General features: G+C 61.3%; 21 protein-coding genes. 6 read left to right on the forward strand and 15 right to left on the reverse strand.

All coding sequences use genetic code 11. From position 1 onward, the window contains the following. Window positions 1-54: 54 nt before the first annotated feature. The 5 genes from AAGW23_RS07405 to rnd all read right to left on the reverse strand — a co-directional run bounded on the left by AAGW23_RS07405 (window position 55) and on the right by rnd (window position 3,818). Window positions 55-1,281, reverse strand: coding sequence for a hypothetical protein (locus AAGW23_RS07405; protein ID WP_342405816.1), 1,227 nt, complete (start codon window positions 1,279-1,281; stop codon window positions 55-57). Between the two features lie 52 nt (window positions 1,282-1,333). Then, a complete protein-coding gene (locus AAGW23_RS07410) occupies window positions 1,334-1,783 on the reverse strand; it encodes a YcgN family cysteine cluster protein (protein WP_342405818.1) in 450 nt (149 codons plus the stop codon). A 125-nt stretch (window positions 1,784-1,908) separates the two neighbouring features. After that, window positions 1,909-2,319, reverse strand: a complete 411-nt coding sequence (locus AAGW23_RS07415) for a hypothetical protein (RefSeq protein ID WP_342405819.1) — start codon at window positions 2,317-2,319, stop codon at window positions 1,909-1,911. Window positions 2,320-2,403: 84 nt separating this feature from the next. Further along, the gene (locus AAGW23_RS07420) at window positions 2,404-2,697 is read right to left on the reverse strand and encodes a YcgL domain-containing protein (RefSeq protein ID WP_342405820.1); all 294 of its coding nucleotides are present in this window, start codon (window positions 2,695-2,697) and stop codon (window positions 2,404-2,406) included. Continuing rightward, a complete protein-coding gene (gene rnd, locus AAGW23_RS07425; RefSeq protein ID WP_342405821.1) occupies window positions 2,694-3,818 on the reverse strand; it encodes a ribonuclease D in 1,125 nt (374 codons plus the stop codon). Before rnd ends, AAGW23_RS07420 begins: the two co-directional genes overlap by 4 nt. Before the next feature lie 146 nt (window positions 3,819-3,964). Here rnd and AAGW23_RS07430 point away from each other — a divergent pair, with 146 nt between their 5' ends. Both AAGW23_RS07430 and AAGW23_RS07435 read left to right on the forward strand, forming a co-directional pair. Then, complete coding sequence (locus tag AAGW23_RS07430) at window positions 3,965-4,810, forward strand: sulfurtransferase (RefSeq protein WP_342405823.1); 846 nt, start codon at window positions 3,965-3,967, stop codon at window positions 4,808-4,810. A 174-nt stretch (window positions 4,811-4,984) separates the two neighbouring features. Further along, window positions 4,985-6,307 (forward strand): OmpP1/FadL family transporter, encoded by a 1,323-nt coding sequence (locus AAGW23_RS07435; RefSeq protein ID WP_342405824.1) that lies wholly within the window; start codon window positions 4,985-4,987, stop codon window positions 6,305-6,307. Between the two features lie 38 nt (window positions 6,308-6,345). Here the strand turns inward: AAGW23_RS07435 and AAGW23_RS07440 are convergent, their stop codons facing one another. Beyond that, entirely contained in the window at window positions 6,346-6,894 is a 549-nt protein-coding gene (locus tag AAGW23_RS07440; protein ID WP_342405825.1) for a glutathione peroxidase, read from the reverse strand. A 153-nt stretch (window positions 6,895-7,047) separates the two neighbouring features. Here AAGW23_RS07440 and AAGW23_RS07445 point away from each other — a divergent pair, with 153 nt between their 5' ends. Genes AAGW23_RS07445 through modC form a run of 4 tightly spaced genes read left to right on the forward strand, consistent with a single transcriptional unit; the run spans window position 7,048 to window position 10,402 of the window. Then, window positions 7,048-7,860: a TOBE domain-containing protein gene (locus AAGW23_RS07445; RefSeq protein ID WP_342405827.1), complete on the forward strand. Its 813-nt coding sequence runs from the start codon at window positions 7,048-7,050 to the stop codon at window positions 7,858-7,860. Window positions 7,861-7,868: 8 nt separating this feature from the next. After that, entirely contained in the window at window positions 7,869-8,621 is a 753-nt protein-coding gene (gene modA, locus AAGW23_RS07450; RefSeq protein ID WP_425540814.1) for a molybdate ABC transporter substrate-binding protein, read from the forward strand. A gap of 3 nt (window positions 8,622-8,624) precedes the next feature. Next, the gene (gene modB / locus AAGW23_RS07455; protein ID WP_342405828.1) at window positions 8,625-9,314 is read left to right on the forward strand and encodes a molybdate ABC transporter permease subunit; all 690 of its coding nucleotides are present in this window, start codon (window positions 8,625-8,627) and stop codon (window positions 9,312-9,314) included. After that, entirely contained in the window at window positions 9,311-10,402 is a 1,092-nt protein-coding gene (gene modC / locus AAGW23_RS07460; RefSeq protein WP_342405829.1) for a molybdenum ABC transporter ATP-binding protein, read from the forward strand. Before modB ends, modC begins: the two co-directional genes overlap by 4 nt. A 9-nt stretch (window positions 10,403-10,411) precedes the next feature. On the opposite strand, the gene AAGW23_RS07465 is transcribed toward modC, so the two are convergent. From AAGW23_RS07465 to AAGW23_RS07505, 9 genes are read right to left on the reverse strand one after another with little or no spacing between them, the layout of a single operon-like run. Next, the gene (locus AAGW23_RS07465; protein WP_342405830.1) at window positions 10,412-11,143 is read right to left on the reverse strand and encodes an adenosylcobinamide-GDP ribazoletransferase; all 732 of its coding nucleotides are present in this window, start codon (window positions 11,141-11,143) and stop codon (window positions 10,412-10,414) included. Next, the gene (gene cobC, locus AAGW23_RS07470; protein WP_342405831.1) at window positions 11,128-11,721 is read right to left on the reverse strand and encodes an alpha-ribazole phosphatase family protein; all 594 of its coding nucleotides are present in this window, start codon (window positions 11,719-11,721) and stop codon (window positions 11,128-11,130) included. The genes AAGW23_RS07465 and cobC overlap by 16 nt, the downstream gene beginning before the upstream one ends. Continuing rightward, window positions 11,718-12,767, reverse strand: coding sequence for a nicotinate-nucleotide--dimethylbenzimidazole phosphoribosyltransferase (gene cobT, locus AAGW23_RS07475; RefSeq protein ID WP_342405832.1), 1,050 nt, complete (start codon window positions 12,765-12,767; stop codon window positions 11,718-11,720). Before cobT ends, cobC begins: the two co-directional genes overlap by 4 nt. Then, window positions 12,764-13,285, reverse strand: coding sequence for a bifunctional adenosylcobinamide kinase/adenosylcobinamide-phosphate guanylyltransferase (cobU, locus tag AAGW23_RS07480; protein ID WP_342405833.1), 522 nt, complete (start codon window positions 13,283-13,285; stop codon window positions 12,764-12,766). Before cobU ends, cobT begins: the two co-directional genes overlap by 4 nt. Continuing rightward, window positions 13,278-14,750 carry a cobyric acid synthase gene (locus tag AAGW23_RS07485; protein WP_342405834.1) on the reverse strand — a complete coding sequence of 491 codons (1,473 nt, stop codon included), beginning with the start codon at window positions 14,748-14,750 and terminating at the stop codon, window positions 13,278-13,280. Before AAGW23_RS07485 ends, cobU begins: the two co-directional genes overlap by 8 nt. Then, entirely contained in the window at window positions 14,747-15,739 is a 993-nt protein-coding gene (cobD, locus tag AAGW23_RS07490; protein ID WP_342405835.1) for a threonine-phosphate decarboxylase CobD, read from the reverse strand. Before cobD ends, AAGW23_RS07485 begins: the two co-directional genes overlap by 4 nt. Further along, on the reverse strand, window positions 15,732-16,643 hold the full coding sequence (cbiB, locus tag AAGW23_RS07495; protein ID WP_342405837.1) for an adenosylcobinamide-phosphate synthase CbiB: 912 nt from the start codon (window positions 16,641-16,643) through the stop codon (window positions 15,732-15,734). The genes cobD and cbiB overlap by 8 nt, the downstream gene beginning before the upstream one ends. Beyond that, window positions 16,640-17,290 carry a 5,6-dimethylbenzimidazole synthase gene (gene bluB, locus AAGW23_RS07500; protein WP_342405838.1) on the reverse strand — a complete coding sequence of 217 codons (651 nt, stop codon included), beginning with the start codon at window positions 17,288-17,290 and terminating at the stop codon, window positions 16,640-16,642. Before bluB ends, cbiB begins: the two co-directional genes overlap by 4 nt. Continuing rightward, entirely contained in the window at window positions 17,287-18,582 is a 1,296-nt protein-coding gene (locus tag AAGW23_RS07505; protein WP_342405839.1) for a cobyrinate a,c-diamide synthase, read from the reverse strand. Before AAGW23_RS07505 ends, bluB begins: the two co-directional genes overlap by 4 nt. Window positions 18,583-18,600 lie beyond the last annotated feature (18 nt).

Raw genomic sequence — 18,600 nt, forward strand, 5'->3', positions numbered from 1 at the left:
TCCTTACCCGAATGAATTCGTCCCCAGGTCACCGCCTGTGCTGCATGGATGACCTTAACGCAACAACCGAGTGTCCAGAACCTTCGAGCCACCACCCAACATGGTTTCAGTAATATTGATGAAGTCTTCGGTGTTTACCCGATCCAGGCGCATCAAGCCCCGCGCAACGTCATCCAGCGAGTGGCGGCCCTTGCTGCGCTGGCGGATTTCCCGGTCAAGCTCCTGTAGCAACAGCACAGCTCTGGCTGTGACCGGACCACTGGATCGCTCGGTACGCAGACTGTCGACTTTGCGACTCCATTTGGTCAGGTGGTCCCTGACCGCCTGGTAGCGGTCCTCGCTCATGCCGCCGGCGCGGCGCATCAGTTCGATTGCGTAGTACTCGGCCAGCCCCTCACTGATCCAGTCACTGCGGTCGGCATCGGAGATTCGGCTGAACACATGAACCAGCTCATGCACCAGCGAACTGGTGCCATTCTCACTGACCAACGGCCGGTCGGCGTGCATGAACAGCGAGTTGGGGCCAGACAATCCGCCCCGCCACATCGGGTCACCGGCGCCGGCAACCAATAGTTTTCCGGGATCGCGCGGGAATACATTCTGCATTTCAGGCCAGACGAACGTCAGCAAAGTGAGGATATCCATCCTGCGCAGCCCCTCGCCCACTGGACCTGACACCGACACATCAGTCTCGCCCAGTCGGGCACGGCGGCTGCCAAGCTTGCCGGCAAGAACCCAGCCGGTCGGACGATCAAAAAGGCGCTCGGGATTGTCGATGCGGAAGCGATTCTTGCCGATACGAGGCCAGCCAGTCTCTACGCTTTTCCAACCTGCCGGCAGCTCGAACTGCAGTCGAGAAACCAGTCTGACGCCATCCTGCTGATCAAGGCGACCGGCAGGCACCAGATCATCTCCGCGCAGCAATGCCCAGTCGTCGGTCATTCGCGCATCGAAGCGGCCGCTTTTGCGCTGATGACTGATCTTGACACGGTAATTCAGCCGCGCTTTGCCAGCTGCGGGTCGCCAGACACCGCGACCACCCTGCTGCTCCCAGCTGCTTTCGCCATCGGTTTGGAAATCGCTGTACGCACCTTCACCGCCGAGATTCAGATCAAGGGACTTAACGGCGCTGCCATCCTCGAGGAGAACCTCCACTTCTGCCGCATCCTGTTCGGGAACGAACCTCACGGTGTAGTCCAGATCGACCCGTTTGGCCGCTTGAAGTGGCGCAACGAATGAAAGCAACAGAACGGCAAGCAGCGGTAACTGACGGCGGGGCATCGAGCGGCTCCAGATTGGGTTCAGTGCTATGACGACGCGAGTTGAAGTAGATTCAACCGGCCCGGAATATCAGGTGATTTTCCCAGTCATCGTCAGCCACGGAGCCTTCCGCGATCATCCGGCCCGACTGAGAAATCCGCTCAGCATGTACGGCATCCGGATCACCACACACCAGATGATGCCAAAGCGGAAGATCCTTGCCTTCAGCTACGAGGCGATAACCGCAAGTTGGCGGCAACCATTTGAATTGCGCAGCGTCTTCAGCTGTCAGCTGGACACAGTCAGGAACGCTAGCGCGGCGATTTGAATAGTCGGTGCATCGACAACTTTTCAGATCAAGCAGTTTGCAGGCGATCCGGGTGTAATAGACGCTGCCATCCTCTTCATCCTCGAGCTTTTGCAGGCAGCACAGGCCACAGCCGTCGCACAGCGACTCCCACTCGGCCGCATCCAGCTCGGCCAGAGTCTTACGCATCCAGAAGGGTTCGACTTTTGCTGCCATGAATAGCCATCTCGGAAACGTGCGAGTCTAGCTGGCAGGAGACGGCCGGCCAATAGCAGATGGCCTTCCGGTGGACGGACGACATGCAAGGCCGCCCATGACTACCAGGGCGGCCGTGGCAGGCATCAGGTTTTATCCAGCAGGTTCCGATGACTGCGCATTTGCTCGAGCATCTGTTCCATATGCTCGATGCGTAGATCCAGCATTTCCTTGGAAGGCTGCGCGCCCATCATAGGACCGCCGCTCATCCCGCCCTGCATACCCTTGCCTCCGGACTTGCCCATGCCGCCGCCCGGCCCACCCATCTGGCAGCCATCCATCATTCGAAACCCGGACTGCATGCTCTGCCAGTGCTGATCACGAAGCTTCTGCCTCTCATCAGGGGTTTTTGCCCCCTCCCAAGCCTGACGGTACTCCTGCATCTGCTGCCAGTGTTGCTGCCAGGCTTGCTCATCAACGTCTGGCGCTTGTTGAGCCTGGGACGAAAATACCAGCCCCGCAAGCACGGGGCCAATAATCCAAGAGCGAATGTTCATGTGCCATCTCCGGTTGGTTGATGTCACTTGAGCATAGGCCCGCCCCTGGCATTGTTCCTTGTCGCTCGTCAGTGATAAGAGGGGTTATACCGGGTCGTTCCTGCGTAATAATTCTTCAGGCAAGTGCTCGACATAGTCCTCTTCGGGTGGCGGCATCTGCAGGTGATAGCCTTGTTTCTCAAGGTTATCGAGCACCATCGCAATGTCTTCCTGCGCCAGCTTGCGTTCAGGCGTAAGGACGATATCGAAGGCAAGCTGCGGTGGACCGAAGGCAGCAAGCAGAGCTTCCGGGACGCGCGCGAGCGCTTCACTGCGCTCTAAGTACAGGTACATCCCATTCTTACGCGGGCTTCTATAAATGGAGCAAATGCGTTTCATGATTTCTCTTCCAACACTTCGAGAAGGGCCTGCCCCATTCGTTCGCGACGCCAACCACGCAGCGAATCAGGCAGTTCATAAGGACCGTCGGGATATCCGGTTTTCAACAAGGCTTCCAGCACCTTCTTGCGCAGCATCAGTTCCGGTGCGATATCCATGACTTGGGCTTCCCGTTGACCGACAGCCCGTAATTTCTTTAGCAGTCCCGATGCATCGAGTGGCAGTGGCTCAGGTAACGATTCCGGCCAATCCTGCTCGGGCATGGCGGCGGCCGTACGGATCAGCTCGAGCAAAGTCTCGCCATCCTGGCGCACCGTGCGCGGGTGCATGTCATCAATACGCGCCAGGCTTACCAGATCGGTTGGCTGGGTGCGCGCCAGCGGCCACAGGCTGTGCTCACGCAGCACCCGATTGCGCGGCTGATTGCGTGCTCGCGCCTGCCGCTCACGCCAGGCCGTCAGAACTCGCAGCACTGCAAGCTGACGCGGCTTGAGGCGCCAGGCCTGTTTGACGTCACGGTAAGCTTCGTCAGGATCGGTTTCACGCTGTAGATTGGCGACCAGCTCCGCACCGTCCGCCATGACCCAAGCACGTTTCTCGTCGGACAACTTTGGCAGCAGCGCCTCGTACAACTCCGCCAGATGCTGTGCGTCTTCGGCTGCATAGCGCACCTGCATCTCACTCAGTGGCCGCTGAAGCCAATCGGAACGGGTCTCACCTTTTGGCAGCTCGATGCTCAGTACGCTCTGCACCAGCCGCGAGTAGCCCATTGAGAATCCAATGTTCAGATAGCCGGCGGCAAGTTGCGTATCGAACAACGGCACCGGCAGGCTACCGGTAAGTCGCCAAAGAACTTCCAGATCCTCGCTGCAGGCATGCAGGACTTTCACGACCGACGGGTCCGTCAGCAGACCCGCGAACGCAGACCAATCGGTAATCAGCAATGGGTCGATCAGATAGGCACAACGCCCGTCACCGACCTGCAGCAGCGCGGCGATCGGGTAAAACGTATCGACCCGCATGAACTCAGTGTCCACCGCTACATAAGGCAGCTGGCGCCACTCGGCACAAAGTCGGGTCAGTTGCGCATCATCCAGCACCCATTGAGTTTCGATGGCCACTAGGCCCTCCTTGTTGTTCGGCGTTACGACCGACGAGCGGGCGAAAAGGCACGCAGTATATATCGCGCCTCGTATTCGCAGCGCTTTGATCGGCCAGGCCGGCCTGCGTGATAACGTTCCCTCCAAAATACGCACGGAGACCTGCCATGCCGCTTGCTCAACTGATCGACACCGCCGAACTGACCGCACGACTCTCGGAGCCAAACCTGTGCATTCTGGATTGTCGGTTCGCGCTCGAAGACGCTGATCAAGGTAGGCGCAGCTATGAGCAGGCGCATATCCCCGGGGCGCGCTTTCTCGATCTGGAAAAGGATCTCTCAGGCCCAGTAGTTCGTGGTCAGACCGGTCGACATCCGTTGCCGCAGCCGGAGCATTTGATCGCGCGCCTTCGCGCTGCAGGCTTGAACAACGACAGCGAGGTGGTGCTCTATGACGACGGCCCTGGCGCCTTCGCCGCGCGGGCATGGTGGCTGCTGGCGTGGCTAGGCAAACGCAGCGGTGTTTATGTGCTGGATGGCGGATTCAAAGCCTGGTCTGAGGTTGGCGGACCTGTAACCGAAGAATCGGCAGATCCTCAGCCTGGCCAGTTCGATGGCACGCCCGACGGCGACCTGCTGATCTCTGCACTACAGCTGACGGAACGCCTAGGGCAGCCAGGACTTACCTTAATTGATGCTCGCGCCTTACCCCGATTTCTCGGCGAGCACGAACCGATCGACCCCGTGGCCGGGCATATTCCTGGCGCTCGCTGCGTGCCGTTCTCTGAAAATCTTGACGCCATGGGGCACTTTCTCTCCCCCGACCAGCTGCGCTCTCGATTTGATCGACTACTGACCGATCAGCCAGCAGCGACCGTGGTGGCTTATTGCGGATCTGGCGTAACGGCCTGTCATAACCTGTTTGCCCTCTGTCTGGCCGGCTACCCACTGGCCAAACTGTACCCAGGCTCATGGAGCGAGTGGATTACCGATCCTGGACGACCCATGGCCTGACCCAAGCAGCGAAATATGACTGATCGGTCAATTTAAGCCATTTGGCTTTTATCGACTATTTAACCTTTTATCGGCGCCGATCGTCGCGATTTACGAAAAATTGCACTCTTTCGTTTGCGACGAATCAGAGAAGCTTGGTAGGGTCCGAGCCGCTTTTTCCCCTGGAGTACAACAATGAATAAAACATGGTTGAAGACCGCGATTGCAGTAGCCGTAGGCGCCCTTTCCACTCAGGTCATGGCTGCCGGCTTCGCGCTTAACGAACAGAGCATCAGCGGCATGGGCACCTCATTCGCCGGTCGCTCTTCTTCTGCCGATGACGCCACCACCGTTTTCGGAAACCCTGCAGGTATGGCGCTCCTCGAGCGCGAGCAGGTGAGTTTGGGAATGGCGGCGATCCATGCCAAAACTGACATAAGTGATAGTTCCGGCTCTTTTTCTGGCCCAGCCTTAGGTGGGGCAACTTTGCCTTACGGTGGAAGTAGCGACGGGGATATGGTCCCATTCACTGCTGTTCCGATGGGTTACTACGTTAAACCAATCGACGAAAAATGGGCCGTTGGGGTTGGCATCTATGTGCCTTTCGGTCTGGTGACCGATTATGAAAGCGGCTTTCAGGGACGCTATTTTGGCGATTACAGTGAAGTGCGCGTGATCACAGTGCAGCCCACTGTTAGCTATCGCTTCAATGAAAAGCTGTCGGTAGGCTTCGGGCCGACCATCAACCGTATTGACGGTGAGCTGCAAAGCAAGTCTCCCAACGCCGTCGGCCCGCTGGGCTCCAATGACGGTCGGGTCAAGGTGACTGGTACTGACACTGCGCTGGGCTTCAACGCCGGGGTCTTGTACGAATTCACACCGCAAACCCGCGCAGGCGTAACCTATCACTCTAAAGTCGCTTATAAGCTCGAGGGCGACACCGAGCTTTCCGGTGGCAGCTTTGCTCTGACAGGTGCAGCGGGCGACTATGACGCGTCGCTTGAACTTGACACGCCTGAATCGGTTGACGTGTCGCTTACACATGAGCTCAACGATCAGTGGACGTTGTACGGCGGGGCAATGTGGACACGCTGGAGCCGTTTCGAAGCAATCATCATCGAAAACGACGGTATTCCCGCTCCCCTACAAGGCAACCTAGCACCTATCGTCGAGGAGCAGGATTGGCATGACACTTGGTCATATGCCATCGGCGCAGCGTACAAGCTGAACAGCGAATGGACGCTGCGGACCGGTTTGGCTTTTGATCAGAGCCCGACCAATAACACCCATCGTTCTCCACGCATCCCAACGGGCGACCGCACTGCAATCAGCTTGGGCCTGGCATGGAATCCGACCGAAGACGTAACCGTTGACCTTGCCTACTCGTACCTGCGCGAGGAGGAGGTAGAAATCAGCCGCGACCGTTCCTATTCAGGTGGCCTGCTGGAAGCCAACTACGATGCTAGCTACAAGAACAGAGCCCACGGTTTCGGCGCTGCCATGACCTACCGCTTCTGATGCACCCGCCCCGACCGCTCGGTCGGGGCCTCCCTCCGCTACTTTGCCAACGCCTTTTTCACCGCAGCGATCAACTCTGGATCGTCCGGCTCGACTTTGCTCGAGAAATAGTCCACCACCTTGCCGTTGCGATCGACTACGTACTTATAGAAGTTCCAGCGCGGGGCCCCGCCCGCCTGCTCAGCCAACTCGCGAAACAGCGGAACGGCGTCGCCGCCACGCACAGGCTGTGTCTGCGTCATTGGGAAGGTCACGCCGTAATTGACATAGCAGACCTCAGCGGTCTCTGCCGCATCGTCCGACTCCTGAAAGAAATCATCGGACGGCACCCCAAGAATCATCAGCCCATCATCTTTGTAGCGCTGATACAGCGCCTCTAGCCCTTTGAATTGAGGGGCAAAGCCACAAAAGCTGGCTGTGTTAACCACAACCAATGCCTTCCCCTGAAACTGCTCACAGAGATCAATGGTTTCCTTGGATCTCAGCTTCGGGAGTTCATGCTGCAGCAGCGCCGGGCACTGTTCGGCCGCTGCGGGACCAGCGACCAAAAGCAGCGCTATTGAGGCGGCAATCCATTCGATTTTCATAACAGAGCTCCAGATGGAATCGAAGCCACGCTACTCCCGCGCCAAGCCGGGAGCAACGGTGGTTATTGCCAAGGATAAGCGCCCACCCCAAAACGCTATATACAACTCTATATAACGCTTGCCAGAATGGTCACCCCACCACCGGAACCCAACATGAGCGATCCGAGACAATTCGAGCCATTGCGCATTGACGGGCAACTCTGGTTCAACCGGGGCGAGAAAGGCTATCTCGGCGGTAAACGCATCGAGCTGCTCGAACAGATCGAGGCAACCGGGTCCATTACAAGCGCGGCCAAGGCCATCAAGCTCAGCTACAAGGCGGCATGGGATGCAGTGGATGCAATGAACAACCTTTCCGAACGCCCGCTGGTAATGCGCACCGCCGGCGGTGCCAAGGGCGGCGGGACACAACTGACGGATTTCGGTCGAGAGATGCTGCACATCTGGCAGCGTATGCAGCACGAATACGAACGCTTCCTGGCGCAGATCGCCCTCGGTATCGACGGATTCGAAGACTTCGACAAACTGCTTCGGGCAATTGCGATGAAAACCAGTGCGCGAAACCAATTTCGCGGCCGCATCACGCGGGTTGAAAGAGGCGCGGTGAACGGCAGCGTCAGCTTGGATATCGGTGAAGGGCAGACCATGACCGCTACGCTGACCAACGACAGCATCGACGAGCTTCAGCTCACGACGGGCAAAATCGCCATGGCGCTAGTCAAAGCGAGCTTCGTCCTGCTGTCGCCTGATCCCGACGTGAAGATCAGCGCTCGCAACCGCCTGAGCGGGACAGTCAGCGGGATCACGCCGGGCGCGGTCAGCTGCGAGGTCAAGCTGCAGCTTCCCGGCAACCGCACACTGAGTGCGGTCGTCACCAACGACAGCATCGAGGCGCTAGGGTTGACGGTTGGCCAGCCCTGTACGGCCCTGATCAAAGCCTCGCACGTGATCATCGCTGTAGATTGAGGAGCATGATGAATCGGATCCGTATGACACTCATCGCCGCGCTGGCTGCACTCACCCCCTGGATGGGGCGTGCCGAAGAAGTCCAGGTGGCGGTCGCGTCGAATTTCACCGCCCCCATGCGCGTCATTGCCGAACAGTTCGAGCGCGACACGGGGCATAAAGCGCTGCTGGCTTTCGGCTCGACCGGAAAGCTCTACGCACAAATTCGTAATGGTGCGCCTTTCTCGGTGCTGCTAGCAGCCGATGACGACGTCCCAGCCAGGCTGGAAGACGAAGGCCTAGCCGTCGCTGGAAGCCGCTTCACCTATGCCATCGGCACCCTCGTGTTGTGGTCAGCCAAAGAAGCCTTCATCAATGACCGACCCGAGGTATTGAGGGAGCAGTCGTTTCGCCATCTGGCCGTGGCCAATCCCAAAACCGCCCCTTATGGCGCTGCGGCCATGGCGACGCTGACGAAGCTGGGCCTATCTGATTCGGTCCGGGACACGCTGGTACAAGGTGAAAACATCACACAAACGTATCAGTTCGTCGCCAGCGGCAACGCCGAACTCGGCTTCGTTGCCCTTTCGCAGGTCGTTGATGATGGTGTGATACGTCAAGGCTCAAGCTGGGTGGTACCGGCTGCCTACCATCCACCGATTCGCCAGGACGCCATTCTGCTGAACAAAGGTCAGGAAAACCCCGCGGCCCGTGCACTGCTCGAGTACCTGCAAAGCACAGAGGCAGCGAAAGTGATCAATGCCTACGGATATGATCGGTAGGTGATGGAATTGCCCACCCTGGATGACGCCAGCCTCTCTGCCATCTGGCTGACACTCAAACTCGCCAGCGTCACCACCCTTCTGCTGTTATTACTTGGCACGCCCATCGCGTGGTGGCTGGCGCGGACGCACTCACGCCTGAAAGGGCCTATTGGCGCCGTGGTGGCACTGCCTCTGGTGCTTCCACCGAGTGTGCTCGGCTTCTATCTGCTGGTCGCGATGGGACCCAACGGGCCCATAGGGCACATGACCCAATCGCTCGGGCTAGGTGTTTTGCCGTTCACCTTTGCCGGCCTGGTTGTAGGATCAGTTTTTTACTCGATGCCCTTTGTCGTGCAGCCGTTGCAAAACGCCTTCGAAGCCATTGGTGAACGCCCGCTCGAAGCCGCGATGACCTTGCGCGCGGGGCCACTGGACACCTTCTTCAGCGTCGTGCTGCCGCTGGCTCGGCCAGGTTTCGTGACCGCCAGCATTCTCGGCTTTGCCCATACAGTCGGCGAGTTCGGTGTAGTGCTGATGATCGGCGGCAACATTCCGGAGCGGACCCGCGTGCTGTCCGTTCAGATCTACGATCACGTCGAAGCCCTGGAATATACCCAAGCGCACTGGCTGGCCGGTGGAATGCTCCTGTTTTCCTTTCTTGTACTGCTCACGCTCTATGCGAGCCCCATTCGGCAGGGGTGGCGCGGATGACCAGCAACCCGAGCGGCATACAGGCACGCCTGCGCCTGGTCCATCCTGGCTTCACCCTGGACGTGGATGTAGAACTCCCAGGGCGTGGTGTTACCGCCCTGTTCGGCCCCTCAGGCTCGGGCAAGACCAGTTGCCTGCGCTGCATCGCCGGACTCGAACGCAACAGCACAGGCGCACTGGTGGTCAACGGCGAGTGTTGGCAGGACTCAAGCCGTCAGCTGTTCATACCCCCGCACCAGCGGACCATTGGCTACGTGTTCCAGGACGCCAATTTGTTTGCCCATCTGTCCGTCAGAGGCAATCTCGCATTCGGCATGAAGCGCATCCCGACGCAGCACCGGCGCGTCGCCTGGGATCAGGCAGTCGAGCTGCTCGGTATCGCGCAGCTTCTGGAGCGCATGCCAGAGAGACTTTCGGGTGGCGAGCGCCAGCGGGTCGGGATCGCTCGCGCCCTGCTTACCAGCCCACGCCTGTTGCTGATGGACGAACCTCTGGCTGCGCTCGACGTGAAACGCAAACAGGAGATTCTGCCTTACCTCGAACGCCTGCATGACGAGCTGGATATCCCCGTGCTTTATGTCAGCCACGCGCCAGACGAAGTGGCACGACTGGCCGACCACCTGGTCCTGCTCGATGAGGGCCAAGTCGTCGCTCAGGGTCCGCTGCATGAAACCTTGGCCCGCCTGGATCTGCCGACGGCCTTCGGCGAGGAGGCCGGTGTCGTCGTCGAGTCGGAGGTTGCCGGGCATGATAGCCACTACCACCTCACTCGCCTGCGGTTTCAGGGTGGAGAGGTGCTGGTGGCGCAACGGAATGAAGCGGTCGGACATCGGCTACGCTTCCGCGTCCATGCCCGGGACGTCAGCCTGACGCTGGAACGTGCAGAGGGCACCAGCATCAGCAACCTGCTACCGGTGCGGGTGGATGAAGTGGTCAGCGCCGACACGCCCGCGCATGTCCTGGTTCGCCTGGACGCTCAGGGCACGCCACTGCTGGCTCGCATTACGCGGCGCTCGGCCGATCAGCTTGGCGTCACTCAGGGCAAGGCGCTGTGGGCACAGATCAAGACCGTCGCGCTGCTGGGCTGAGGTGTCGATCTAGCCCAGCAGTGCCAGGCCGATCAGCACTGCACACTCGACCAGCTCTAACAACGCTCCGGCCGTGTCGCCGGTGGTCCCGCCAAGACGCTGGACCAGACTGCGGCGCACCAGCACCCCGACTGCCGCTGCGATCCCCAGCGCAATCCAGCCACTCACGCCCATCGCGACACCCACAAGCAGGATCAGTCCCAACACCATGCGAGCTGCTGATCGCGGCATGTGCTCGGCCAAGGCTTGTCCCAAACCGCCCGGGCGTACATAGGCTGTGGTGAGAAACAACCCCAACATTGCGCTTCGCCCAAGCACCGGTACCGCCAATACCATCCATAAGTTGCCCTGCTCGAGCAGCGTCCATAACGCGACGCACTTCAGCAGCAGCAATAGCACCAGCACGGCAACCGCAACCGGACCGCTGCAGGGGTCTTTCATGATCGCCAGGGTGCGCTCCCGATCGCCGAAGCCGCCCAGCCAGGCATCTGCGCTATCAGCCAGGCCATCGAGGTGCAACGCACCGGTCAGCCAGACCCATGCGGTTAACAGCACAGCGGCTTTCAAGGGCGTCGCCGCGTTACCCAGCGCCATGCCAAGTAAACAGAGCATGCCGCCCAGCAGCAGCCCCACCAGCGGGTAATACAGCAACGACCTGCCGATCAACCGTGGCTCGGGCATGCTGTGTAGCCGTATGGGGAGGCAGGTCAGAAACTGCAGTGCAATCAGAAAGGGCTGCATCGTTCTTCCAGCCAGAGCGTAGCGTCGTTAAAGCCGGTTCTGAGCCCGAACAACGCGCCATGACTGACCTCGACCTGCAACAGACATTCGCGCGGCAGACCACGGGCCTCTGCCAGCAACAGCCGCATCACGCCCGCATGGGTAACGAGCAATACACGTTCGCCCGCGCAGCGATCAGTCAGACGCTCGATTGCCGCCAGCACGCGCTTATCGAAGTCCGCGACGGGCTCCGCACCGGGCGGAGTGAAGCTGTACGGGTCGTTCCAGAAGCGGCCCAGGGCTTCGCTCTGATCGATCATCAGGTCGGCCGCGGTGCGCCCCTCCCAATCGCCGAAGTCCAGCTCGCGCAAGTCAGGCTCAAGATCGAGTTCAAGGGATTGTTGCTCAGCGAGCTCGGCTGCGAAGTCCGCGCAGCGGCGCAGCGGCGAACTGATGATGCGATCCCAAGGCCCCGAGCCGACGACGGCTGAGCGCATCTGCTGCCACCCCTGTGGGGTGAGCGCATCATCCAGCCGCCCCCGAAATCCGCCGCCGGATTCAGTTTCGCCATGGCGCAGCAATTCAAGCTGAATGCTCATGAGTGCTTCGCCGCGACGGCCGCTTCGTCGAACGTGGCCATGCCGTCGTGAAGCGCGCAGGCCAGCCGGAGCAGCGGAACCGCCAACGCCGCGCCGCTGCCCTCGCCCAGCCGCAGACCAAGGTCCAGCAGCGGCTGTGCAGCCAAGGCTGCGAGTACAGCGAGGTGCCCCGGCTCGGCCGACCGGTGCGCAAACAGCAACCAGTCACGACAGTCCGGGTTCAAACGCACTGCACACAGCGCGGCCACACTGCAGATGTAACCGTCGACCAGCGCGACGAGGCCTCGCTGCGCACAGGTGATATAGGCGCCGGTGAGCGCCGCCAGTTCGAAACCACCGACCCGCTGCATCCAGCCGTAGGTATCGTGCGGCCCCGCATGCAGCGCCAGTGCCCGCTCGATGACGGCACATTTATGCGCCATTCCGGCAGCATCCAAACCGGTGCCTGGTCCAGCCAGTTCTTGCGGCGCGCAACCTAGCAAAGCGCAGGCCAGCGCTGCCGCAGTGGTGGTGTTGCCTATCCCCATTTCGCCGCCAATGAACAGCTCGCTGCCTTGCTGTTGCGCCCGCAGCACACTGTCGCGCCCAGCTTGCATAGCACGTTCGCAGGCTTCCGCGCTCATGGCCGATTGTTTGGTGAAATTACAGGTGCCTGGACCCAGCGCAACCTGGCGTACGCCAGGCAGCGACTGCGGAGTGGCCACACCCAGATCGATCACCTCCAACGTCGCCTCGAGCTGTTTGGCGAGGACGCTGATCGCTGCGCCGCCGTTGACGAAGTTGCCAAGCATTTGCCCGGTAACCGATTGCGGGAACGCCGAAATACCTTCCTCGGCAACGCCATGATCGCCCGCAAAAATGGCGACAAAAACACGCTCCACTGACGGCCGCTGGCGTCCCTGCAAAGCCGCCAGCAGGGGGATCAGCGCGTCGATACGCCCCAGCGCACCCGCCGGCTTGGTCAGCTGCACATCGCGATGCCGTGCCGCCTGGCGTGCCGTTTCGTCCGGTACCCGGCAGGGTTCCAGCCACCATTGATTGTTCAAAGCGCCGCTCCTTTGAGGGTCATGGGCAAGCCCGCCACGGTAAAGACCACCCGCTGGCAACGCTCGGCGAGGGCTTGATGCAACAAGCCGGTTTCATCGACATACCGGCGGGTCAGCTCGCCCAGCGGCACCACCCCCAACCCCGTTTCGTTGCTCACCAGCAGCACGTGCCCCGGCAGTTCAGGAAGGCATTCGAGCAACGCATCGCGTTCTTCAACTAAGCGCGTCTCGTCATCAAGCATCAACAGATTCGTGAGCCACAGCGTCAGGCAATCCACCAACAAGCAACGATCCGCACGGGCGTGTTCGCGCAAAGTTGTAGCCAGCGCCAGCGGTTCTTCGATGAGCCCCCAGCCAGTAGGACGCCGGGCACGGTGATGAGCGATGCGCTCGCTCATTTCCCCATCCAGAGGCTGGCTGGTGGCGATGTAGATGACTGCCAGGCCGCTTTCAACCGCAAGCCGCTCGGCCAAACGACTTTTGCCGGATCGCGCCCCGCCAAGGATGAGCTCAATCATGCCCCATCTCCTCTGATAGCCCGCAGAGCGCCCTGAGCTGCGAGAGGTCCAGATGCTTGTCCACCAGATCTGCCAGACGTTCGATATCGCGTTCTCGCAATGCCTGGTAGTCGACCCGCAGCGCCCGCTCCAGCCCCGCCCAGCGCAACAGCGACTCGCAGGCAGCTGGTGACTCGAACAGGCCATGGAGGTAGGTGCCGAGCACCTGACCGTCCTCGCTGATCGCGCCATCCGAGCGGCCATCGTCGAGTCGTACCGCAGCACGCTCCAGTGCCGGCCCGTCACTGATACCTGCATGGATTTCGTAGCCGCTGATCTCGACGTCATCGATTCCCAGTCGTCCATGCACGTTGCGCAACTGCTTGTGCGCAGCCAGCGTTGTGGAGAACCGAAGCAGTCTTAACCCCTCACTCTGCCCAGCCGTCCCTTCCAGACCGAGCGGATCAGCTATGCATTCGCCAAGCATTTGCAGCCCGCCGCAGATTCCAAGCAGCTTGCCACCATAGCGCAGATGCCGTTGGAGTGCGGACTCCCAACCTTGCTCGCGCAGCCAGGCGAGGTCCGCGCGCACGCTTTTTGAGCCCGGCAGGATGATCAGGTCCGCCGGCGGAATCGCTTGTCCGGGCCCGACAAAGCAGAGATCAACCTGAGGATGCAGACGCAGCGGGTCGAAGTCGGTGTGATTGCTGATACGCGGCAAGATCGGCACCACAACCTTCAAGGTCTGCTCGCTCTTCGCCGACTGCCGTACGTCGACGGCGTCCTCTGCTTCGAGGTGGAAATCCATCAGGTACGGCAGCACCCCGAGAACGGGCTTGCCGGTGCGGCGCTCGAGCCAATCGAGGCCCGGCTGTAACAGGCCGATATCGCCGCGAAAGCGATTGATCACGAAGCCTTTGACCCGCGCCTGCTCAGTTGGGCTGAGCAGCTCCAGCGTGCCGACCAGGTGTGCGAACACGCCGCCCTTGTCGATATCGGCGATCAGAATCACCGGGCAATCGACGTTCTCGGCAAACCCCATGTTGGCAATGTCGTTGGCGCGCAGATTGATCTCGGCCGGCGAACCCGCGCCTTCGACCATGACCACCTGATAGGCCTCGCTGAGGCGCCGGTGCGAGGCCAGCACCGCCGCCATGGCCACGCGTTTGTAGTCATGGTAAGCGACCGCGTCCATGTTGCCGATGGCCCGACCGTGAATGATGACCTGCGCGCCCACGTCACTGTTGGGTTTGAGAAGGATTGGATTCATGTCCGTCTGCGGCGGCAACCCTGCGGCCTGGGCCTGTACCGCTTGAGCGCGCCCGATCTCGCCACCGTCGGCGGTAACCGCGCTGTTCAGCGCCATGTTCTGCGGTTTGAACGGCACAACGGTGACGCCCTGCCGCTTGAGCCAGCGACACAGCGCGGTCACCAGCGTGCTCTTGCCGGCGTCGGAGGTTGTGCCCTGAACCATCAAGGTGCTCATGTGCGCATCGCCTGATAATGAGTCAGCGCCCGCGTCAGCCGTGCCCATCCCGATTCGTCCGCGGGCAGCCCGAAGCGCACGCTCGGCGGATACAGAAAGCGACGCACCAGAATGCCTTGGCAGGCCAGAAACTCGCGAAGCATGGTCGCCTCCTCTGTCACTACCCAGTGAAAAAGCCCACAGCCTCCGGTGGGCGGCAGGCCCTGCTCTGACAGCAGCTGCGCCAGGCGCTCGCTATCGCTTCGCAAGCGCTCGCGTTGGCGATGCTGCCCCTCACGATCACCAAGCAATAGGGTGCCGATAAAACGTGACGGGCCAGCAATCGGCCATGGCCCAAGGGCATCGCTGAGTGCGCGCAGCAAGCCTTGCTCCGCCAGCACGAAACCCAGCCGCGCACCGGCCATGCCGAAAAACTTGCCGAACGAGCGCAAGACGATAAGCCCTGGTAAGTGGCTATGCGGGGCCAGGCTGTGAGACGGGGTTGGGTCCATGAAAGCTTCGTCGACGATTAACCAGCCACCCCGCTCGGCGAGACGCCCATGCCAGTCGAGCAACTGCTCCGGCGGCAGCAGACGCCCAGTGGGGTTATTCGGGTTGACCACAATCAGCACGTCGACCCCATCTAGCGCACGCGGCACGCTGCCCTCGCTGAATTCGCTGAGGCGGTGCCCTACGCGGCGCCACGCCTCGGCGTGCTCGGCATAACAGGGCGAGACGATCCCGACCTGCAACGGCTTGCGCAACCGCGGCAACATCTGGATCGCGGCCTGAGAGCCCGCTACCGGTAACAACGAGGCGACGCCGTAGTAGTCACGTGCAACCACTTCCAGCTCGTCGTCGGGTTCCGGCAGGCGCATCCAGGCTTCGCCCGGAATGGCTGGCAGATCGAAACCGTAAGGCGCAATGCCAGTCGACAGATCCAGCCAATCCTGGAGCGGAATATTGAAATGCTCGGCCGCCCTGCGCAGCCTTCCGCCATGCTCAAGCACGCAACCAGCCTCCTAACAACAGCGCCAACAACCACAGACCGACGCCCGCCCAGACCATATCCAGTGCGCGTTCGATGTCGCGCGCCCGAGGCGCTTCGCCTTCTCCGAGAACGGGTCTGTGGTGCAGCTCGCAGTGGTAGACCGCCGAACCGCCCAGCGCCACGCCCAGTGCCCCTGCCCCGGCAGCCATCACCGGACCGGCGTTGGGGCTGTCCCACAGCGGCGCCTGGGTACGCCAGCAGCGCCAGGCAAGGCGTGTCTGGCCCAGCAAGGTGTAAGTCAGTGCAACCAACCGGGCAGGTATGAAGTTGAGCACGTCATCGATACGCGCCGCGGCCCAGCCGAATCGCTCGAAGCGCTGGTTGCGGTAGCCCCACATGGCATCGAGCGTATTGCTCAGTCGATACAGCACCACACCCGGCGCGCCCGCCACCACGAACCAGAACAACGCGGCGAATACCGCATCGCTACCGTTCTCCAGTGCCGACTCGGTCGCGGCACGGGCGATGCCCTGCTCGTCCAACTCACGCGTGTCGCGACTGACGATGAATCCGACACGCTGTCGCGCCTCAGCCAAGTCCCCCTGGCGCAAGGCTCGCACAACCGGCAGCAGATGGTCGCCAAGGCTGCGCAACCCCAGCGCCATGTACAGCAAAACGATCTCAGCCAACCAGCCGATGCTCGGCAACGAAGCGAGCAGCCACGCCAATCCCGTTGGCGGTAGCACGGCGAGAAACCAGGCCGTTACGCCATGACTACGCCAACCGCGACCGTCAGGCCCATTGAAGTAACGCTCGAGCCGATCGGCCAGCCCGCCGAACGCAACCAGCGGGTGACCGCGTCGCGGCTCGCCGAGTAACGCATCCAGCGCCACAGCCGCCAGGCAGCTCAGGGCCACAGTCACGACGGCTGATCCCAGTAATTATCGAACAGCAATTCGGACAGGGGACGCGGCTGCGCCCAAGCTTCGAGCGCAAGCATCGGTTCCGGGTAGAACTCAACCACTGGGCCCAGACAGAGCACTGCAATGGGTTTGGCTCCAACGGGCATTTGCAGCAGGTCGGCCAACTGCTGAGGGTCGAACAGCGATACCCAACCCATACCCAGCCCTTCAGCGCGGGCAGCAAGCCAGAGATTCTGGATCGCGCACGCGGCCGACGCGAGGTCCATTTCCGGCAGCGTGCGGCGGCCAAACACGTGAGCCTCGCGACCCTCTATCAGCGCGACGACCAGCAGCTCAGCGCAATCGTGAATGCCCTCGACCTTGAGCTTCATGAACGCCTCACCCCGCTCGCCCAGCGCCGCAGCGGTCAGGACTCGCTCCTCCTCAACCAGCGCGGCAATGGCGTTGCGTAATTCCGGACGGCTGATGCGAAGGAACCGCCATGGCTGCATCAAGCCCACACTGGGCGCCTGATGCGCGGCTTCGAGCAGGCGCACCAGCAGCGCCGGAGCGACCTCGCCTCCGCTGAAATGCCGCATGTCGCGGCGTTCGCCAATGGCTCGGTAGACCCCGGCGCGCTGCTCGTCAGTGAAGGCCGAATCGCTCATGGGCAGAGCATCGCCGCAGCCGCGCGGAAGTCGGACGGCATGTAGAAATGGATATAGGAAGCCGTCAATCGACCCTTTCGGTACACCGCCTCAGCCGTTCGTTTGTAGTTCGGGCATTCGCCTCTCGCCAGTGGCTGCATTGGTGATTCAAGCGAGGAATGGTGGAAGGTGTGGCCACGCAGGCGCCCTTCCGGAAGCTGCACGTCCTGCAGCGCCAATGCGGTAAAGCGCTTCTGCATCTGCGCTTCGCCAGGTATCAAGCCAAGCATGCTTTCTCGAATTCCGTCCTGGCCGGTCAGGCCGTCGAGCAAATAGAGCATGCCGCCACATTCGGCGAGTATTGGCTTGCCCGCCTGGTGATGGGCGCGTATCGCCTCGGCCATCGCATGGTTGCGGCTCAACGCCCGCAGGTGCAGCTCTGGGTATCCTCCCGGCAGATAAAGGCTATCCACAGCAGGCAAACGGGAAAATCGCAGCGGCGAGAAGAACAGCAGCTCCGCGCCTAGCGCTTGCAACAGATCGAGGTTGGCTTGATAGACAAAGGAGAAGGCGGCGTCACGTGCCACACCGATACGCACCCCATTTAACAGTTTAGGCAGCGTCTCAGGTACCGGCGGCGGAAAGCTGATCGCTGCTGGCAGGCTGCAATCGGCGCTCGCCGCCAGGGCGTCGGCAGCCGCGTCGAGTCGAGCGTCCAGATCGACCAGCTCCTGCGCCTGTACGAGACCCAGATGGCGGCTGGGAAGGCCAACAGATTCAGCGCGCGGCAGGGCGCCAAACCAGCCAAGATTCTCAGGCAGACAGTCCCGAAGGATTTCACCGTGTCGGCTGCTACCGACCCGATTGGCTAACACACCGGCAAACGGCAGATCCGGCTGATAGCTGGCCAAACCGTGGGCCAGCGCCCCGAAGGTCTGCGCCATAGACGAGCCATCGACTACCGCCAAAACCGGCACTCCGAACTGGCGCGCCAGATCCGCTGCTGACGGCGTGCCGTCGAACAGCCCCATCACGCCTTCGATAAGGATCAGATCGGCGTCGCGCGCCGCCTCCCATAGCAGACGGCGACTGTCGGCCTCGCCCACCATCCATAGGTCGAGCTGATAGACCGGGTGGCCGCTGGCGCGCGCCAGCACCATGGGATCCAGGAAATCCGGTCCGCACTTGAAAACACGCACCTGTTTACCTTGGCGGGTGTGCAGGCGCGCCAGGCCAGCTGTTACGGTGGTTTTTCCCTGACCAGAGGCAGGCGCGGCTATGAGTAAGGCCGGGCAACGATGCGAGGTGTTCATCGCCCGTCCCCGCCTGCA

This window comes from Stutzerimonas chloritidismutans, from assembly GCF_038562055.1.
Classification (GTDB): Bacteria; Pseudomonadota; Gammaproteobacteria; order Pseudomonadales; family Pseudomonadaceae; genus Stutzerimonas; species Stutzerimonas chloritidismutans_A.

Coding starts and splice junctions, on each gene's coding strand:
- AAGW23_RS07405 (WP_342405816.1), bottom strand. CDS start 1,281: ATGCCCCGCCGTCAGTTACCGCTGCTTGCCGTTCTGTTGCTTTCATTC.
- AAGW23_RS07410 (WP_342405818.1), bottom strand. CDS start 1,783: ATGGCAGCAAAAGTCGAACCCTTCTGGATGCGTAAGACTCTGGCCGAG.
- AAGW23_RS07415 (WP_342405819.1), bottom strand. CDS start 2,319: ATGAACATTCGCTCTTGGATTATTGGCCCCGTGCTTGCGGGGCTGGTA.
- AAGW23_RS07420 (WP_342405820.1), bottom strand. CDS start 2,697: ATGAAACGCATTTGCTCCATTTATAGAAGCCCGCGTAAGAATGGGATG.
- AAGW23_RS07430 (WP_342405823.1), top strand. CDS start 3,965: ATGCCGCTTGCTCAACTGATCGACACCGCCGAACTGACCGCACGACTC.
- AAGW23_RS07435 (WP_342405824.1), top strand. CDS start 4,985: ATGAATAAAACATGGTTGAAGACCGCGATTGCAGTAGCCGTAGGCGCC.
- AAGW23_RS07440 (WP_342405825.1), bottom strand. CDS start 6,894: ATGAAAATCGAATGGATTGCCGCCTCAATAGCGCTGCTTTTGGTCGCT.
- AAGW23_RS07445 (WP_342405827.1), top strand. CDS start 7,048: ATGAGCGATCCGAGACAATTCGAGCCATTGCGCATTGACGGGCAACTC.
- modA (WP_425540814.1), top strand. CDS start 7,869: ATGAATCGGATCCGTATGACACTCATCGCCGCGCTGGCTGCACTCACC.
- modB (WP_342405828.1), top strand. CDS start 8,625: ATGGAATTGCCCACCCTGGATGACGCCAGCCTCTCTGCCATCTGGCTG.
- modC (WP_342405829.1), top strand. CDS start 9,311: ATGACCAGCAACCCGAGCGGCATACAGGCACGCCTGCGCCTGGTCCAT.
- AAGW23_RS07465 (WP_342405830.1), bottom strand. CDS start 11,143: ATGCAGCCCTTTCTGATTGCACTGCAGTTTCTGACCTGCCTCCCCATA.
- cobC (WP_342405831.1), bottom strand. CDS start 11,721: ATGAGCATTCAGCTTGAATTGCTGCGCCATGGCGAAACTGAATCCGGC.
- cobU (WP_342405833.1), bottom strand. CDS start 13,285: ATGATTGAGCTCATCCTTGGCGGGGCGCGATCCGGCAAAAGTCGTTTG.
- AAGW23_RS07485 (WP_342405834.1), bottom strand. CDS start 14,750: ATGAGCACCTTGATGGTTCAGGGCACAACCTCCGACGCCGGCAAGAGC.
- bluB (WP_342405838.1), bottom strand. CDS start 17,290: ATGAGCGATTCGGCCTTCACTGACGAGCAGCGCGCCGGGGTCTACCGA.
- AAGW23_RS07505 (WP_342405839.1), bottom strand. CDS start 18,582: ATGAACACCTCGCATCGTTGCCCGGCCTTACTCATAGCCGCGCCTGCC.